Genomic DNA, 13569 nt, shown 5'->3' with positions numbered 1-13569 from the left:
CAACATTTGGAGATAACAATCATGGCTGCAACGATCATCGATTCACTTATATTCGGCAATATTTTTAGTACAGAAGCCATGCGCAAAGTATGGTCTGACGAGAACCGCACGCAAAAATACCTGGAGATCGAAGCGGCGTTGGCGCGGGTACAGGGACGACTTGGTATTATTCCGGCAGACGCGGCTGAAGAAATCGTACGTAACTGCGTGCTCGATAAAATCGATATGTCCAAGCTGGCCGAACAAACGCAACGTATCGGCTATCCGATACTTGGCGTGGTGTCCCAGATCAACGCATTATGCCGCGACAAGCTGGGTGAATTCTGTCACTGGGGCGCCACGACCCAGGACATCACCGATACGGCCACCGTGCTGCAAATCCGTGAAGCACTGGAGATCGTCGATAGCGAATTAACCGCCATTTCGGCAGCGATGGCAGATTTAGCCAAACGTCATCGCGATACGCCGATGATCGGGCGCAGCAATCTGCAGCAGGCCGTACCGATTACCTTTGGTTACAAGATTGCCGGGCTGCTGAGCGCAATAGAACGCCATCGTCAACGTCTGTCAGAGCTGCGTCCTCGCATTCTGGTTGGTGAATTCGCCGGCGCATCAGGAACACTGGCGTCTATCGAAGTCGGCGGCCTCGAAACGCAAGCAGGACTTATGCAGGAACTCGGACTCGGACAGCCCGATATCGCCTGGCACACGATTCGGGACAACATTGCAGAAGTCGGATGCTTCCTTGGTCTTGTCACGAGCACACTAGGCAAGTTCTCAACCGATGTAAAGCTCATGATGCAAACTGAAGTCGGTGAAGTGTACGAACCTTTTGCACACGGCCGTGGATCCAGCAGCACCATGCCGCAGAAACGCAACCCTATCTCATCTTGCTACATCCACGCCTGCACCAGTGTCGTTCGTCAGCACGTAGCAGCGCTGCTGGACGCCAATGTCGCCGATCATGAAAGGTCGACCGGCCCTTGGGAAATCGAATGGATCGTACTGCCGGAAGCGTTCTGCCTGACAGCTGGCGCATTGGCGCAATCCCGATTTGTGCTGGAAGGGCTCGAAGTCGACGAAAAGCGCATGCGCGCCAACCTGGACATGACCAATGGCTTGGTGGTGTCGGAGGCGGTGATGATGGGTCTAGGGCCGCACCTGGGTCGCGAATATGCGCATGACCTGGTCTATGACATCTGCCGTGTAGCCATCAAAGAAGACCGCGTGCTGCTTGATTTGCTCGTAGAAAATACGGAGATAGCCAAGCATATGGACCGGGCTGCACTAAGCAAATTGTGCGATCCGGCGAACTACCTCGGTCTGTCAGGGGAAATGGTCGATCGTGTACTGCGCAAGAGGGATGAACAGCAAAAGGTCTACAGGTAAATTCCGACTGCTTCGGATCGTTTGAAAAAGCGGTCCGCGTCAATGTATCGACGTGCTCGTCTCCGCACTGAAAGCAAACATAAGGCTCCAAGTCTTCGTTCTTGATGAACAGGGATTCATTCGTCCAACAGTTTTCTGGACGACGGCTTTCGCTTCAGATAGTAGTAATCGCAATTTACAACCAATTAAAGGGACACAAATGAAAAAAATAATATTTGTATTAGGCGTTTTTTCCGCTGCCGCATCCGCGCAAACATCGGTCACGATGTACGGGATTGTCGACACGGGACTTGTATCTGAAAGCGGTGGTCCAAAAGGATCGGCCATTAAACTCGAAAGCGGCGTGTCGACCAGCAGTCGGCTTGGTTTTCGCGGCAGCGAAGATCTTGGCAGTGGCTTGTCTGCGATTTTCACGCTGGAGATGGGCTTTTTGGCCGATACCGGCGCATTGGACAACACCGGAAATGTGCTTTTCAATCGCCAATCTTTCGTCGGTTTGAAAGGCCCGATGGGCACGATAACCATGGGCCGTCAATACACGCCAATCTATTCTACTTTGCTGATTGCAGATCCATTCGGTAACAATTACGGCGGCGCATCGGGCCAGCTGATGTCGGGTGAAAAAGCCGGCACGCGAATGAACAATACTGTCATGTATGCATCTCCGGACTTAAACGGGTTTAACGCCCAAGCCGCCTATGGATTTGGTGAAGTCGCCGGCGATAGCGAGAAGTCACGCCAGATCGGCTTCGCGGCTGGTTACGCTAAAGGTCCGGCAACCATTAAAGTCGCTTACAACCAGACGAATAATGCCACTGCGACAGATAGTGCCAAGAACACGCTGGTGGTCGGTAGATATGATTTCGGTATGCTCGCCGCGAGCCTTGGCTATGGAATTAACAAAGGTCTCGGCAAGATCGACAGCAGGGATCTGCTATTAGGTGTCAGTGTCCCATTTGGCGCTCACACCGTTATGGCGACGTACATCCGCAAGGACGACAGATCCGCCGCCAATACTTTTGATGTGCACCAGGTCGCGGCCGCCTATAACTATGCCTTGTCTGCGCGGACCAGTGTTTACACAGCCTATACCAAACTTAGCAACACGCATTTTACGACAACGAAGTTTGGTACCGGCGACAAGGAACTTGATATCGGAATTCGCCACACGTTTTGAGTAGCTTTTCAATGATTGTCTTTAGGCCGCCTTCCCAGCGATGCGGTCTTTTTGAGTCCATGCACATCAATAAAATCAATATCTTCAATATGCAAATCAACACGCTGGCAGGACACTCTAGGTGTAGCCAATAGGACCAAGGATACACAGCGTTAACCATGATCGGGCTTCAGATCCGAAAATTTGTCCCAGGAGACAAGAATGAAACCGAAGACCCCGTACTACAAATCGTTGTATTTTCAAGTATTGATTGCGGTTACCGCAGGTATCGCAGTCGGCCATTTCTGGCCCGAGTTCGGAGCCTCGCTGAAGCCGCTCGGCGATGCGTTTGTCAAGTTCGTCAAAATGATGATTGCACCGATCGTATTTTGCACCATCGTCCTCGGCATTGCAAAAATAAGCGATTTGAAAACAGTCGGTAAAACGCTGGTCAAAGCCATGGGGCTGTTTTACATCTTGACTTTCATCGCACTGGGAACTGGTCTGGCGGCTGTCTACCTGCTTCAACCCGGAGTCGGCATGAATGTAAATCCAGCGCTTCTTGACCCATCGGTAGCGGCAAATTTCGTCAAGACCGGTGCGCCGAAAGGATTCGTCGAATTCGTCATGCATATCATCCCTCATTCATTTTTCGGCGCATTTGCCGAAGGCGAAGTCTTGCCTGTACTGCTGCTGGCAATCCTGATCGGATTCGGGATTTCACGCACTGGGCCGAGCGGAAAACTTATGCTGGAGGGGATCGAGTCCTTTTCGCACGTTCTATTTACCGCGTTCGGCTTTCTGATGAGGCTGGCGCCGTTGGGTGCATTCGGCGCCATGGCTTTTACCATAGGGAAATATGGGGTCCAATCCATCAGTTCCCTTGGTATGCTGATAGGCACTTTTTATGCCGCGTGCATGTTCTTCGTGTTTGTCGTTCTTGGCACTTTGGCGCGGCTACACGGATTCAGTCTGTGGAATATGCTCCGCTATTTTAAGGAAGAATTGATGGTGGTGCTTGGTACCTCGTCTACCGAGCCTGTGTTGCCGCGCATGCTGATGAAGCTGGAACAGCTAGGTTGTAAAAAAGGCGTCTCGGGTCTGGTTCTGCCGATGGGGTATTCGTTCAACCTTGACGGCAGTGCGATCTATCTGACGCTTGCTACGGTCTTCATTGCGCAGGCGTGCAATATCCACTTATCGATTGGCCGGATTCTCGCGATGCTCGCCGTGATGCTGCTGACTTCCAAAGGTGCTGCCGGGGTGACCGGAAGCGGATTTGTCGCGTTAGTGGCCACGTTGACTGTGATGCCGGAGATTCCAGTTGCCGGCGTCGCATTGATCGTCGGCATCGACCGCTTCATGTCAGAAGCGCGTGCGCTTACCAGCGTGGTCAGTAATGCGGTTGCGACCGTAGTCGTATCATTGTGGGAGGGAGCATGCGACCGGAGTACGCTGAATTTCGAACTGAATCAAGGTTACATTGTGGTTGAAGAGTTGGCGCTTAATCAAGATATCCAGAAACGGTTTGAACAGACCGCCGTGGACCATCTAAATTCCTCAGGTAGACATTAAGGGGCTTTGTTGCGCAAATAAACTGCTGAGCGCAATGACCCCATACCCCACAAAATCAGGACACATACATGAACGCCCCAGTTTGCAAGGTTCTCAGTTCGTAACAGCGTGATCTAGGTGAGGATTGCAGCTATACATCCGGACTTTCGGTGAGGTTGTAACCTCTGCCCCTGATGGAATTTGCCGGTCGGCGGTGATGTACCCATAAAATGACGAATTACGGATCAAAGCAGCATCTGAGATACCGTTTCCGCCCGACGCTCGTGTATCGGCCAATAACTGGGCGGTTTCAAGTCCGAACTCAACTAAGAACATGAGCTTCGTCAAACCACACAACATTTGTTTGCCAGGCCTCGCTAGTCGTAAACTGGACCAGCTTTTCCCGCAGCATCGTCGACCATGCATTGACTAGTCGCGATGGCCGACTCTCTCGTAATGTCGTGATCGCAACAGTTGAGCGAATTGCCGGACGCTCAATACTGTGCGCAATAAGCTCACCACGCGCAATTTCTTCTTGAATCGCAATATAAGTAAGGATCGAATAACCTGCCCCCGATTTCACGAGTTGCTTGGTGATTGCAACACTATCCACTTCAAGCTCGATTCTAAGTCTGACCCCATGTTGGATGGCCGCCTGCTCGACCAGGCGTCGGTTGCTATGCGGCAGTCCGGGCAGAATTAAAGGTATGTCCGCCAGGTCCCGGATCTGGAACTCGCGCTTTGTCGACTCTATGCCCGGCGGCCCTACGAGAATCATGGGTTCGCTGAACAAAGGCTGGACATCAAACGAATCAAGAAGAGGCTGGTTGTACACCACAGCCAGGTCGACCCGCCTATCCAACACCCATTCCTGCAGGGAGCTGCTGAGTCCTTCGCGCAGGTGCAATGAGACTCGCGGCCACTGGGCTCTAAAATCTCGGATTAGCTCCGCGCCTATCAGCATTCCAATTGTTGGCGGCAACCCGACCGCGAGATGGCCCCTTTCCTCGTCAGCGCTGGCACGCACCTGCTCGCCTGTTTCACTGACCATGTGAGTAATCATTTCGGCTCGTTCCAGCAGCCGTGACCCCGCTGCCGTCAGTCGCACACCTCGCCCATATCGGACAAGCAGTGGCACGCCAATCTCTGCCTCCAACTTGGCAATTTGTCTGCTGAGTGCCGGCTGCGCAATATAGAGTTCGGAAGCGGCCCGGCTAAAACTTCCGGCGCGTGCCACATGGATGAAACTTCGCAGTTCGCGTATGTCCATGTTAGTGATGAGCTATGCCGTAAAAGCATAAGATTATATATTTAGACGGTCTTTGTCAAAAGTTTTGCCGTCACCTATGCTTTGAACAAATAAGAAAATCAATTGAATGAATATGCAGGAGACATCAGTGAATCGCTTCCACCTATCCTCTCGCCCAGTGCCCTATGGCGCCATGCATTCAGGTGCGCCGCACCAATGCGTCCGCATTGGCATTTGCCACGCGCGCAATGGCCGTGCCAGTTGGATGCTTAGGTTAGCTTTGTTTCTCTGCGGCCGCTCACCCGCGTTTACGTTTGCTAAAGGTTCAGAATTTGCCAGACTCCAGCGGCCATCCATCCTTCTTTCCGCCTTGCAAGTAAATCCGGATAGGAAAACCCGAAAACCTCGACGAGGCCGCTCCTTTTCGAGCCAGAGCCTTGCGGCGTACAAAATCCCATAACAGTATTAGATCCGCTCGACGGGCGTAGGAGACGTAATGAAACAGCTAAAAAAATTGCATATTCAGGTATTGATCGGGCTGGCATGCGCCGTAGTACTTGGTCTAGTGGCGCCTCAATGGGCAATTGCGATGAAGCCGCTTGGGATGGGCTTCATTGCGCTATTGAAGATGATGCTGGCACCGATCATCTTCTGTACGCTGGTACAAGGACTAGCTCATGTAAAGGACCTGCGCAAGCTAGGTCGCATGGGGGTGAAGTCACTGGTGTATTTTGAAGTCATCAGCACGCTGGGCATGGTGCTGGGCTTCGTGATGGTTAATGTGTTCCAACCAGGGGCAGGTCTTCACGCTACGAACATGGTTGAAAGTGCAGAAGCGCTTAAAGCTACTTCGAGCGCCGGAGGAATCTCGGCAGTTAATTACCTTCTCAGCCTGATACCCCATACGCTCGTAGATGCTTTCGCCAAGGGCGACATCGTACAGGTACTCATTATTTCTATCCTGGCGGGGCTCGCGCTCAACATGTCGGTCGGTGCTGATTCCGTCATTCTGCGCGGTATCGATGAGGCGCAGACCGTGCTGTTCCGCATGCTGGCATTCATCATGAAACTGGCACCAATCGGCGCGTTCGGTGCCATGGCAGCGGCAATCGGCAGCTACGGCGGCATGACGCTGGTGTACCTGTTAAAGGTCATAGTGCTGTACTACGCAGCATCACTGATTTTTGTGTTCGGCGTCCTTAGCTCCATCAGCTGGGCTATCGGCCTGCCATTCTTTAGCATCCTGAAGCTGATCCGCGACGAGATACTGCTGATTTTCGGGACCGCGTCAAGCGAAGTGGCCTTCCCACGGCTAATAGAAAAATTGCAGCGGGCTGGCTGCGACGAAGTCGTTGTCGGCTTCGTACTTCCGGCTGGCTACAGCTTTAACCTGGACGGCACCTCGATCTACATGGCTATTGCGATCGGCTTTATTGCCCAAGCTACGGATACACCGTTCTCCTTATGGCAACAGCTCGGATTGCTCGCCATTCTCAGCCTGACCTCCAAGGGCGGCACAACGGTGGCAGGCGGCGCCTTTGTCAAGCTCGCGGCCACTTTGCAGTCGGTGCACACGCTGCCCTTGGGTGGTCTAGGCCTTCTGTTTGGCATTGACCGCGTAATGGCGACCGCTACCGCCTTGGTCAACGTGGTGGGTAACACCATGGCGGTGTTTGCGATCGCTCGCTGGGAAGGTGCCTTCGACGCCGAAGCCTTTACCCGGGAAACCGGCGGCCAGACCCGCAGCTCTTGCCTAAAACTTGAACAACCCTCGGCGCAGACGACCACAGCGCAATCGAACTGAACCTGTTAAGAAAGGAAATAGTATGCCGCGCATATCGCCGATTGACCCTGACCGCCTCGATGCCGAGCAGCGCGCCGTCTACGACGCTATTGCAAGCGGTCCGCGCAAAGGCGTCCGGGGACCGCTTGCGGTTTGGCTGCATCGCCCGCAGTTAGCCGACCGCGCTCAAGCCCTGGGACGCTACTGCCGGTATGACAGCAGTATCCCGCCAAGATTGTCCGAGCTGGCCATCCTGTTGATGGGACGCTTCTGGCTGGCCGAATATGAATGGGCTGCACACAAGCCTTTCGCCCTGGAAGCAGGCCTGTCGATGGACGTCATCAACGCCATCCGCGATGGACAAGAACCGGCCTTTGTCAATCGCGATGAAGCACTGATCTACGCTTTCATGAGGCAGCTGCACGAGCGTCGCACGATCGACGACGCGCTCTATGCCGACCTGGCCCAAGAGATAGGCGAAGGGGGACTAGTGGATCTGGTCGGCATTGCCGGCTATTACACCTTGATCTCGATGACCATCAAAGTATTTGAGGTGCCACCGCCGGAAGGCGTCGCACCGGAACTTCCCACCAAATTTAACTGAGGACCGTATTTTGGAAACTTCATTCAACAGTAATCCTTCCGCCGCAACGCATGGGCGCCTGCAAGGCAAGATCGCAATCGTCACCGGCGCCGGCTGCATAGGCCCGGGCTGGGGCAACGGTCGCGCTGTCGCCGTTCTGTTTGCACAGGCTGGAGCCACTATATTCGCTGTGGACAAGAACATGGAGGCAATGGACGAGACCGTGCGGCGCGTGACCGAAGCTGGCGGCAAAGTAACGGCTTATACCTGTGATGTCACCGATAGTGCAGCAGTCGAAGCAATGGTGGCTGCATGCAAGGCTGAATACGGTCGCGTCGACATCCTGGTGAATAACGTTGGTGGTTCAGCCGCTGGCGGCCCCGTGGCGCTGTCAGAGGATAAGTGGGATGCCCAGGTTGCTTTTAATCTCAAGAGTGTTTACCTCACTTGCAAGCATGTCTTGCCGGTGATGGAAAGCCAGGGAAGCGGTGCAATTGTTAACACGGCATCGACCTCCGGCATTCGCTGGACCGGCTCTGCCCAGGTTGCTTATGCGGCCTGCAAGGCTGGCGTGATCCAGCTCTCCAAGGTGGTAGCTGTCGAATATGCAAAAAAAGGCATACGCGTGAATACGGTCGTGCCGGGGCAACTGCACACGCCCATGGTCGAGGCACGGTTAGCCGGTCAGCGCTCCGGGGGCGATGTCGACAAACTGCTTGAAAGCCGGGTCGCACGCATTCCCCTCGGCTTTATGGGCGATGGACGAGACACCGCCAACGCGGCCTTGTTCCTGGCGTCGGACGAGGCGCAGTTCATCACCGGCACTGAGATCATCGTAGACGGCGGCATGACCGCACGGTGCGACTGACCATGCGCTCCGCGATCACCGGCGCTCTGTGGGACTGCCATACCCATATTTACGGCCCATGGGAAACATTCCCACTTCCAGCCGACGCAGCCTACCGGCCAACCGCCGCTCCCATGGCGAGCTTGTTGGAGCGGCACCAGCTGCTCGACATCGCACACGGTGTATTGGTCCAGGCGGCCTGTTATAAGTCGGACCATCGTGCGCTGCTGGCTGCGCTTGCGATGACCGCGGGACGCTACCGCGGCGTGGCGCTCGTCGATGGCACCACAGATGACGCAGCGTTGCAGGCATTGCATGACGGTGGCGTGCGTGGCATCCGCTTTAACTTCATGGGACACCTGCCCGGCATGCGAGATTTGGATCAGTTGCGCCTGCTTGCCGATCGCGTGCGAACTTTTGGATGGCATGTCCTGCTGCACGGTCATTTAGAGCAACTGCTGCCAGTTCTGGACGCGTGGCATGATCTTGATATCCCGCTAGTGATAGACCATATGGCGCGACAGGATGCCACGCGTGAACTAAATGAACCTTGCCTGACGGAACTTGAACGGCACCTTGGGCATGACAAGCGCTGGATCAAGCTGTCGGGTGTTGATCGCATGATGCAGGGCGCAGCCGCGCCATGGAGCGCAGCGGTGCCGGTGGCGAAACGCCTGCTGGAAGCGGCACCCGAGCGTGCCATCTGGGGCACCGACTGGCCGCATCCTAACATCCAGGGCGACACTCCAGACGACGCCCGCCTGCTCGAATTTATTTGCGGGGTTTGCGGTGACGCCGCAACCGCCGAAGCAGTGCTCGTGCATAACCCGCTGCGTCTTTACTTTTGACTGTGAGCTTTCCATGCACGCGACAACGATAGACCAGGCGGTCCCATGCGACGCAGAACAATCTGCCTGCCGTAAGGCGGCGTGGCGCCTAGTACCGCTGCTGGCACTGGCGTACTTTGTCAATTACCTGGACCGTACCAACGTCGGCTTTGCGGCACTGACCATGAACCGCGATCTCGGCCTGAGCGCATCGCAATTCGGCTTCGCGGCAGGGATTTTCTATGTCGGCTACTGCCTGTTTGAGGTGCCGAGCAACCTCGCCCTTTACCGGTATGGCGCGCGCAAGTGGCTGGCAAGGATCATGATCAGCTGGGGTCTGTTTGCCGCAGCAACGAGTTTGGCGGTCGGGCCTACCAGCTATTCGTTGATCCGGTTCCTGGCCGGGATCGGCGAGGCCGGTTTCTTCCCTGGGGTAATTTTCTACCTGACGCTCTGGTTTCCGGCGCATTACCGGACCCGCATGATGGGCTGGTTTCTGGCAGCCATCCCTCTTTCATCGGTATTCAGCGGACCGCTATCGGTGTCGATGCTGCAAATTGACGGGTGGCTGGGCCTTCACGGCTGGCAATGGCTGTTTATTCTCCAGGGGCTGCCGGCCTGCGTTCTGGGCGTACTGTGCCTCAAAGTCCTGACGGATACACCGGACAAGGCAGCATGGCTCACGCAGGAGGAACGGATCGCCCTCCAGAACGCCCTTGATCGGGAGCGGCAGGGTAGGTCGCAGCACAGCTTTGGCCAGTCCCTTAAGGATGTGCGCGTCTGGTTGCTCGCCGCAATTCTGTTTAGCTACATCATCGGCATTCTCGGCATAGGGGTGTGGCTGCCAACAATCCTGAAGACACATCACCTTTCCAACACACAGGTCGGATTCGTGACTGCGCTGCCTTACATCATAGGCAGCATTGCGATGCTGGTCTGGGCCCGCGTATTGGCGCGCTCGCAACGCTATGTCAAGCATCTGGCGTTGACATGCGGCTTGGCGGCTGCCGGCTTCTTCGGCTCAGTTGCGTCGGACGCCTTGGTACCCGCCATGCTGGGGCTGACAGTGGCGTTGATCGGACTGTCGTCGGTACGGACCTGCTTCTACAGCATACCTGCCACCTTTCTCAGCCGAGAAGCGGCCGCTGGCGGCCTCGCCTTCATCAATGCGGTAGGGAGTCTGGGCGGTTTGTTCGGCCCCTATATGGTGGGATGGCTTAAGGACCTCACAGGTTCGTTTCAAGCCGGTCTGATCGGTATGGGCAGCATGCTCGTGCTCGCGACGGTGCTGACGCTCGTCCTGAAGACTATCATTAAGGAGGCATGATTCATGACGATCGATGCATGGCAACCCAGCTTGCGTACGCCGGACCCTGCGATCCGTATTCTTGATCCACGCTTTGAACACTATCGTCTTTCGCATGCAACCGTCGAACGTTTATGGACGGGGTGTCGATGGGCGGAAGGCCCGGTCTGGCTGGGTGACGCCCGCGCGCTCCTATGGACCGACTTGCCCAACGACCGCATTCTGCGTTGGGATGAAGAAACCGGCGGCGTCGCACCTTATCGCGCTCCGTCAGGTAAGGCAAACGGACTTACCCGTGACCGGCAGGGTCGGCTGATCGCTTGCGAGCACGGTGGCCGTCGCGTTACCCGGACCGAGTACGACGGCAGCATTACCGTAATGGCCGATAGCTACCAGGGTAAGCCTCTGAACTCCCCTAACGATGTAATAGTTGCGTCCGATGACGCTGTCTGGTTCACCGATCCCCCGTTCGGGCTGGTTAGTGACTATATGGGGCAAGTCGCGGACGCGCAGCTGCCTGCAAGCATTTATCGCATAGACCCCGTCGACGGCCGCCTGAATTGCGTCGCCGATGATGTGTCCGGGCCCAACGGTCTTGCGTTTTCTCCTGACGAGCGCACGTTGTATGTTGTCGCGTCCCGCGCCCGCCCACGCACCATCCTGGCTTTTAACGTTATCGACGGCAGCCGGCTTGAAGATGGCAAGGTGCTAGTCGACGCGGCGGACGGGGTACCAGACGGATTTCGGGTGGATGTTGATGGCAACCTCTGGTGCGGATGGGGTAGCGGAAACGCGGAACTGGACGGTGTGCGTATCTTTGCGCCGGATGGCGGCGCGATTGGTCACATCATGCTGCCGGAGCGGTGCGCAAATTTATGTTTCGGCGGACGCCACCGTAATCGTCTTTTCATGGCCGCCACCTCATCCCTTTATTCGCTTTATGTGAATACACGCGGCGCGGTTTGATTTCGCCGCTTCAGATAAATACACAACTCGGAGGATTATTCGATGGCCATTTCAAAAAACCGTTGTCGCCGTGCGGCGCTGCTAGCGTTGTCCAGTGCTGTTCTTCTGTCAAATGCAGCGCAGGCCGCAGATATTCACGTACTAGCGACGGGCGCGCTATCTGCAGCGTTCAGGGAACTGGGACCAGGCTTTGAGCGAGAAACTGGCAATCGGCTCGTTATTTCATGGGGCCCTTCCTATGGTGCCTCGCCCGACGCGTTGCCCATGCGTATCAAGAACGGCGAAGCGATGGATGTCTGTTTCATGATCGGGGCGGCGCTCGATGATCAGATAAAGCAAGGGAATTTCGTCGCCGATACCCGCGTCGACCTAGCTGAATCGGGGATCGGAGTTGCTGTGATGGCAGGTTTTCCCAAGCCAAATGTCAGCACAGTAGATAGTCTGCGCGAGGCGTTACTGGCAGCTAAGTCGGTAGCCTTTTCTGAAGGAGCAAGCGGCACTTACATTACCGGTGCCCTGTTCACAAAGCTGGGTATCGCCGAGCAGATGAAAGCCAAAAGTATTCAGATCAAGGGACGGGAATTAGTGGGAACCGCTATTGAGCGCGGCGATGCGCAGTTAGGGCTTCAGCAAATTAGTGAGCTTCGCGCCATTCCTGGAATCCAATATGTCGGTCCGCTTCCGGCAGCAGTGCAGAAAGTAAGTGTCATTTCCGTAGCCATTGCGAAAAACGCCAGGGAGCGAAAGGCCGCCGAGGCCCTGATCGCCTATCTGAAAACCCCTGCTGCTGCAGCAAAGTTCGTAAAGAGCGGACTTGATCCGGTCAAGCCTAGGTAACTTACAAGACAGTGCTCCCTCATCAATTCACAGCCCCCCATAACGGGGGCCGCGTGGATAGCTTTTGCTTACATTTTATGAAGATCATTTATAACCAGAAAGAGGAGACGTCATGAAATTAAAACTGTTTGCTATTGTTGCTCTGCTCGCCGTGGCAACCGCTGCCTGTGCTACTCGTTCAGGTTCAAATTCAGGTGCGGGTGTCGAGCGCAAGCTTGTTACACGTGGCGAGGTGCAGATAGAAACGATAAGTCAGGGGAAAGGACCGGTCATTGTTATTTTGCCGTCGCTTGGCCGCGCTGCTGAAGACTACGATGAAGTTGCGGCACGATTGGCAGCTGACGGCTTCCGGGTACTGAGGCCCGAGCCGCGCGGAATAGGACGCAGCAAAGGGCCGATGCAAAACCTGGACATGCATGCGTTCGCGGCAGACGTGGCATCCGTGCTCGATCATGAAAAAACGGGTCCTGTTGTAATCGTAGGCCATGCCTGGGGTAGCCAGCCGGCGCGCATGCTGGCAGTGGATCGTCCGGATCTTGTGCGTGGTCTGGTCATGGCTGCCGCATCAGCTGGCAAGCTGCCGCCGGGCTCGACCGAAAAGCCTTACGGCAGGCTGCGTGAGGCGATCGATGGGTCGGGGAATCCGGCGCTGCCCGAGTCGCAACGGCTCAAATACCTTCAGCAAGCATTCTTTGCCCCAGGACACGACCCGAAGCCATGGCTGACCGGATGGTTTCCAGAAGCCCATGACTCGCAGGCCCATGCGCGCAACGTCACTCCGGTCGACACTTACTTCAATGCCGGATCGGTGCCCATCCTCGACCTGCAGGCGCAGCACGATGCCGTCGTGGTGCCCAATGTGTTCAAGGCGATGTTAGGAGAGCGCGTCACGGTCGCTGTGATTCCTAATGCGGGGCACGCGATGGCGCCTGAACAACCAGCTGCGATGAGCGAGGCAGTTGCCGCTTTTGCTCGCCGCATCTACCAAATCAAATAGCAGATTGATCGGGCAACAAGGCGTTTTTCACGGCCGCCCAACATGTTTTGACACCGCATTAAACAATCAAATCAA

12 protein-coding genes are annotated in these 13569 nt (G+C 55.5%); 11 read left to right on the top strand and 1 reads right to left on the bottom strand.

Features of this window, described 5'->3' with window-relative positions; genetic code table 11:
* The first annotated feature begins 21 nt into the window (after positions 1 to 21).
* The 3 genes from AC3CHX_RS31795 to dctA all read left to right on the top strand — a co-directional run bounded on the left by AC3CHX_RS31795 (position 22) and on the right by dctA (position 4120).
* Positions 22 to 1389: a class-II fumarase/aspartase family protein gene (locus tag AC3CHX_RS31795; RefSeq protein ID WP_488645182.1), complete on the top strand. Its 1368-nt coding sequence runs from the start codon at positions 22 to 24 to the stop codon at positions 1387 to 1389.
* A 199-nt stretch (positions 1390 to 1588) separates the two neighbouring features.
* Entirely contained in the window at positions 1589 to 2566 is a 978-nt protein-coding gene (locus AC3CHX_RS31790; protein ID WP_488645419.1) for a porin, read from the top strand.
* Positions 2567 to 2767: 201 nt separating this feature from the next.
* Complete coding sequence (gene dctA / locus AC3CHX_RS31785; RefSeq protein WP_488645181.1) at positions 2768 to 4120, top strand: C4-dicarboxylate transporter DctA; 1353 nt, start codon at positions 2768 to 2770, stop codon at positions 4118 to 4120.
* 301 nt (positions 4121 to 4421) lie between these two features.
* On the opposite strand, the gene AC3CHX_RS31780 is transcribed toward dctA, so the two are convergent.
* On the bottom strand, positions 4422 to 5369 hold the full coding sequence (locus AC3CHX_RS31780) for a LysR family transcriptional regulator (protein ID WP_488645180.1): 948 nt from the start codon (positions 5367 to 5369) through the stop codon (positions 4422 to 4424).
* 475 nt (positions 5370 to 5844) lie between these two features.
* Here AC3CHX_RS31780 and AC3CHX_RS31775 point away from each other — a divergent pair, with 475 nt between their 5' ends.
* From AC3CHX_RS31775 to AC3CHX_RS31740, 8 genes are all read left to right on the top strand, one after another.
* Entirely contained in the window at positions 5845 to 7152 is a 1308-nt protein-coding gene (locus AC3CHX_RS31775) for a cation:dicarboxylate symporter family transporter (protein ID WP_488645179.1), read from the top strand.
* A 22-nt stretch (positions 7153 to 7174) separates the two neighbouring features.
* Positions 7175 to 7735 (top strand): carboxymuconolactone decarboxylase family protein, encoded by a 561-nt coding sequence (locus AC3CHX_RS31770; RefSeq protein WP_488645178.1) that lies wholly within the window; start codon positions 7175 to 7177, stop codon positions 7733 to 7735.
* Positions 7736 to 7745: 10 nt separating this feature from the next.
* On the top strand, positions 7746 to 8582 hold the full coding sequence (locus AC3CHX_RS31765; protein WP_488645177.1) for an SDR family NAD(P)-dependent oxidoreductase: 837 nt from the start codon (positions 7746 to 7748) through the stop codon (positions 8580 to 8582).
* A 2-nt stretch (positions 8583 to 8584) separates the two neighbouring features.
* Positions 8585 to 9409: an amidohydrolase family protein gene (locus AC3CHX_RS31760; RefSeq protein ID WP_488645176.1), complete on the top strand. Its 825-nt coding sequence runs from the start codon at positions 8585 to 8587 to the stop codon at positions 9407 to 9409.
* Between the two features lie 13 nt (positions 9410 to 9422).
* On the top strand, positions 9423 to 10715 hold the full coding sequence (locus tag AC3CHX_RS31755) for an MFS transporter (RefSeq protein WP_488645175.1): 1293 nt from the start codon (positions 9423 to 9425) through the stop codon (positions 10713 to 10715).
* 3 nt (positions 10716 to 10718) lie between these two features.
* Positions 10719 to 11660, top strand: a complete 942-nt coding sequence (locus AC3CHX_RS31750) for an SMP-30/gluconolactonase/LRE family protein (protein ID WP_488645174.1) — start codon at positions 10719 to 10721, stop codon at positions 11658 to 11660.
* A 42-nt stretch (positions 11661 to 11702) separates the two neighbouring features.
* Positions 11703 to 12497, top strand: a complete 795-nt coding sequence (locus AC3CHX_RS31745) for a substrate-binding domain-containing protein (protein WP_488645173.1) — start codon at positions 11703 to 11705, stop codon at positions 12495 to 12497.
* 112 nt (positions 12498 to 12609) lie between these two features.
* Positions 12610 to 13494 (top strand): alpha/beta fold hydrolase, encoded by an 885-nt coding sequence (locus tag AC3CHX_RS31740; protein ID WP_488645172.1) that lies wholly within the window; start codon positions 12610 to 12612, stop codon positions 13492 to 13494.
* Positions 13495 to 13569: the final 75 nt, after the last annotated feature.

The sequence above is a fragment of the Glaciimonas sp. OK215 genome, assembly GCF_057787885.1.
The sequence above is the reverse complement of the archived record's forward strand: the minus strand, read 5'-3'. Positions and strand labels throughout refer to the sequence as shown.

Excerpts from the sequence above, each read along its gene's own strand:
- AC3CHX_RS31795 (WP_488645182.1), top strand. The coding sequence starts at position 22 with ATGGCTGCAACGATCATCGATTCACTTATATTCGGCAATATTTTTAGT.
- AC3CHX_RS31790 (WP_488645419.1), top strand. The coding sequence starts at position 1,589 with ATGAAAAAAATAATATTTGTATTAGGCGTTTTTTCCGCTGCCGCATCC.
- dctA (WP_488645181.1), top strand. The coding sequence starts at position 2,768 with ATGAAACCGAAGACCCCGTACTACAAATCGTTGTATTTTCAAGTATTG.
- AC3CHX_RS31780 (WP_488645180.1), bottom strand. The coding sequence starts at position 5,369 with ATGGACATACGCGAACTGCGAAGTTTCATCCATGTGGCACGCGCCGGA.
- AC3CHX_RS31775 (WP_488645179.1), top strand. The coding sequence starts at position 5,845 with ATGAAACAGCTAAAAAAATTGCATATTCAGGTATTGATCGGGCTGGCA.
- AC3CHX_RS31770 (WP_488645178.1), top strand. The coding sequence starts at position 7,175 with ATGCCGCGCATATCGCCGATTGACCCTGACCGCCTCGATGCCGAGCAG.
- AC3CHX_RS31760 (WP_488645176.1), top strand. The coding sequence starts at position 8,585 with ATGCGCTCCGCGATCACCGGCGCTCTGTGGGACTGCCATACCCATATT.
- AC3CHX_RS31755 (WP_488645175.1), top strand. The coding sequence starts at position 9,423 with ATGCACGCGACAACGATAGACCAGGCGGTCCCATGCGACGCAGAACAA.
- AC3CHX_RS31750 (WP_488645174.1), top strand. The coding sequence starts at position 10,719 with ATGACGATCGATGCATGGCAACCCAGCTTGCGTACGCCGGACCCTGCG.
- AC3CHX_RS31745 (WP_488645173.1), top strand. The coding sequence starts at position 11,703 with ATGGCCATTTCAAAAAACCGTTGTCGCCGTGCGGCGCTGCTAGCGTTG.
- AC3CHX_RS31740 (WP_488645172.1), top strand. The coding sequence starts at position 12,610 with ATGAAATTAAAACTGTTTGCTATTGTTGCTCTGCTCGCCGTGGCAACC.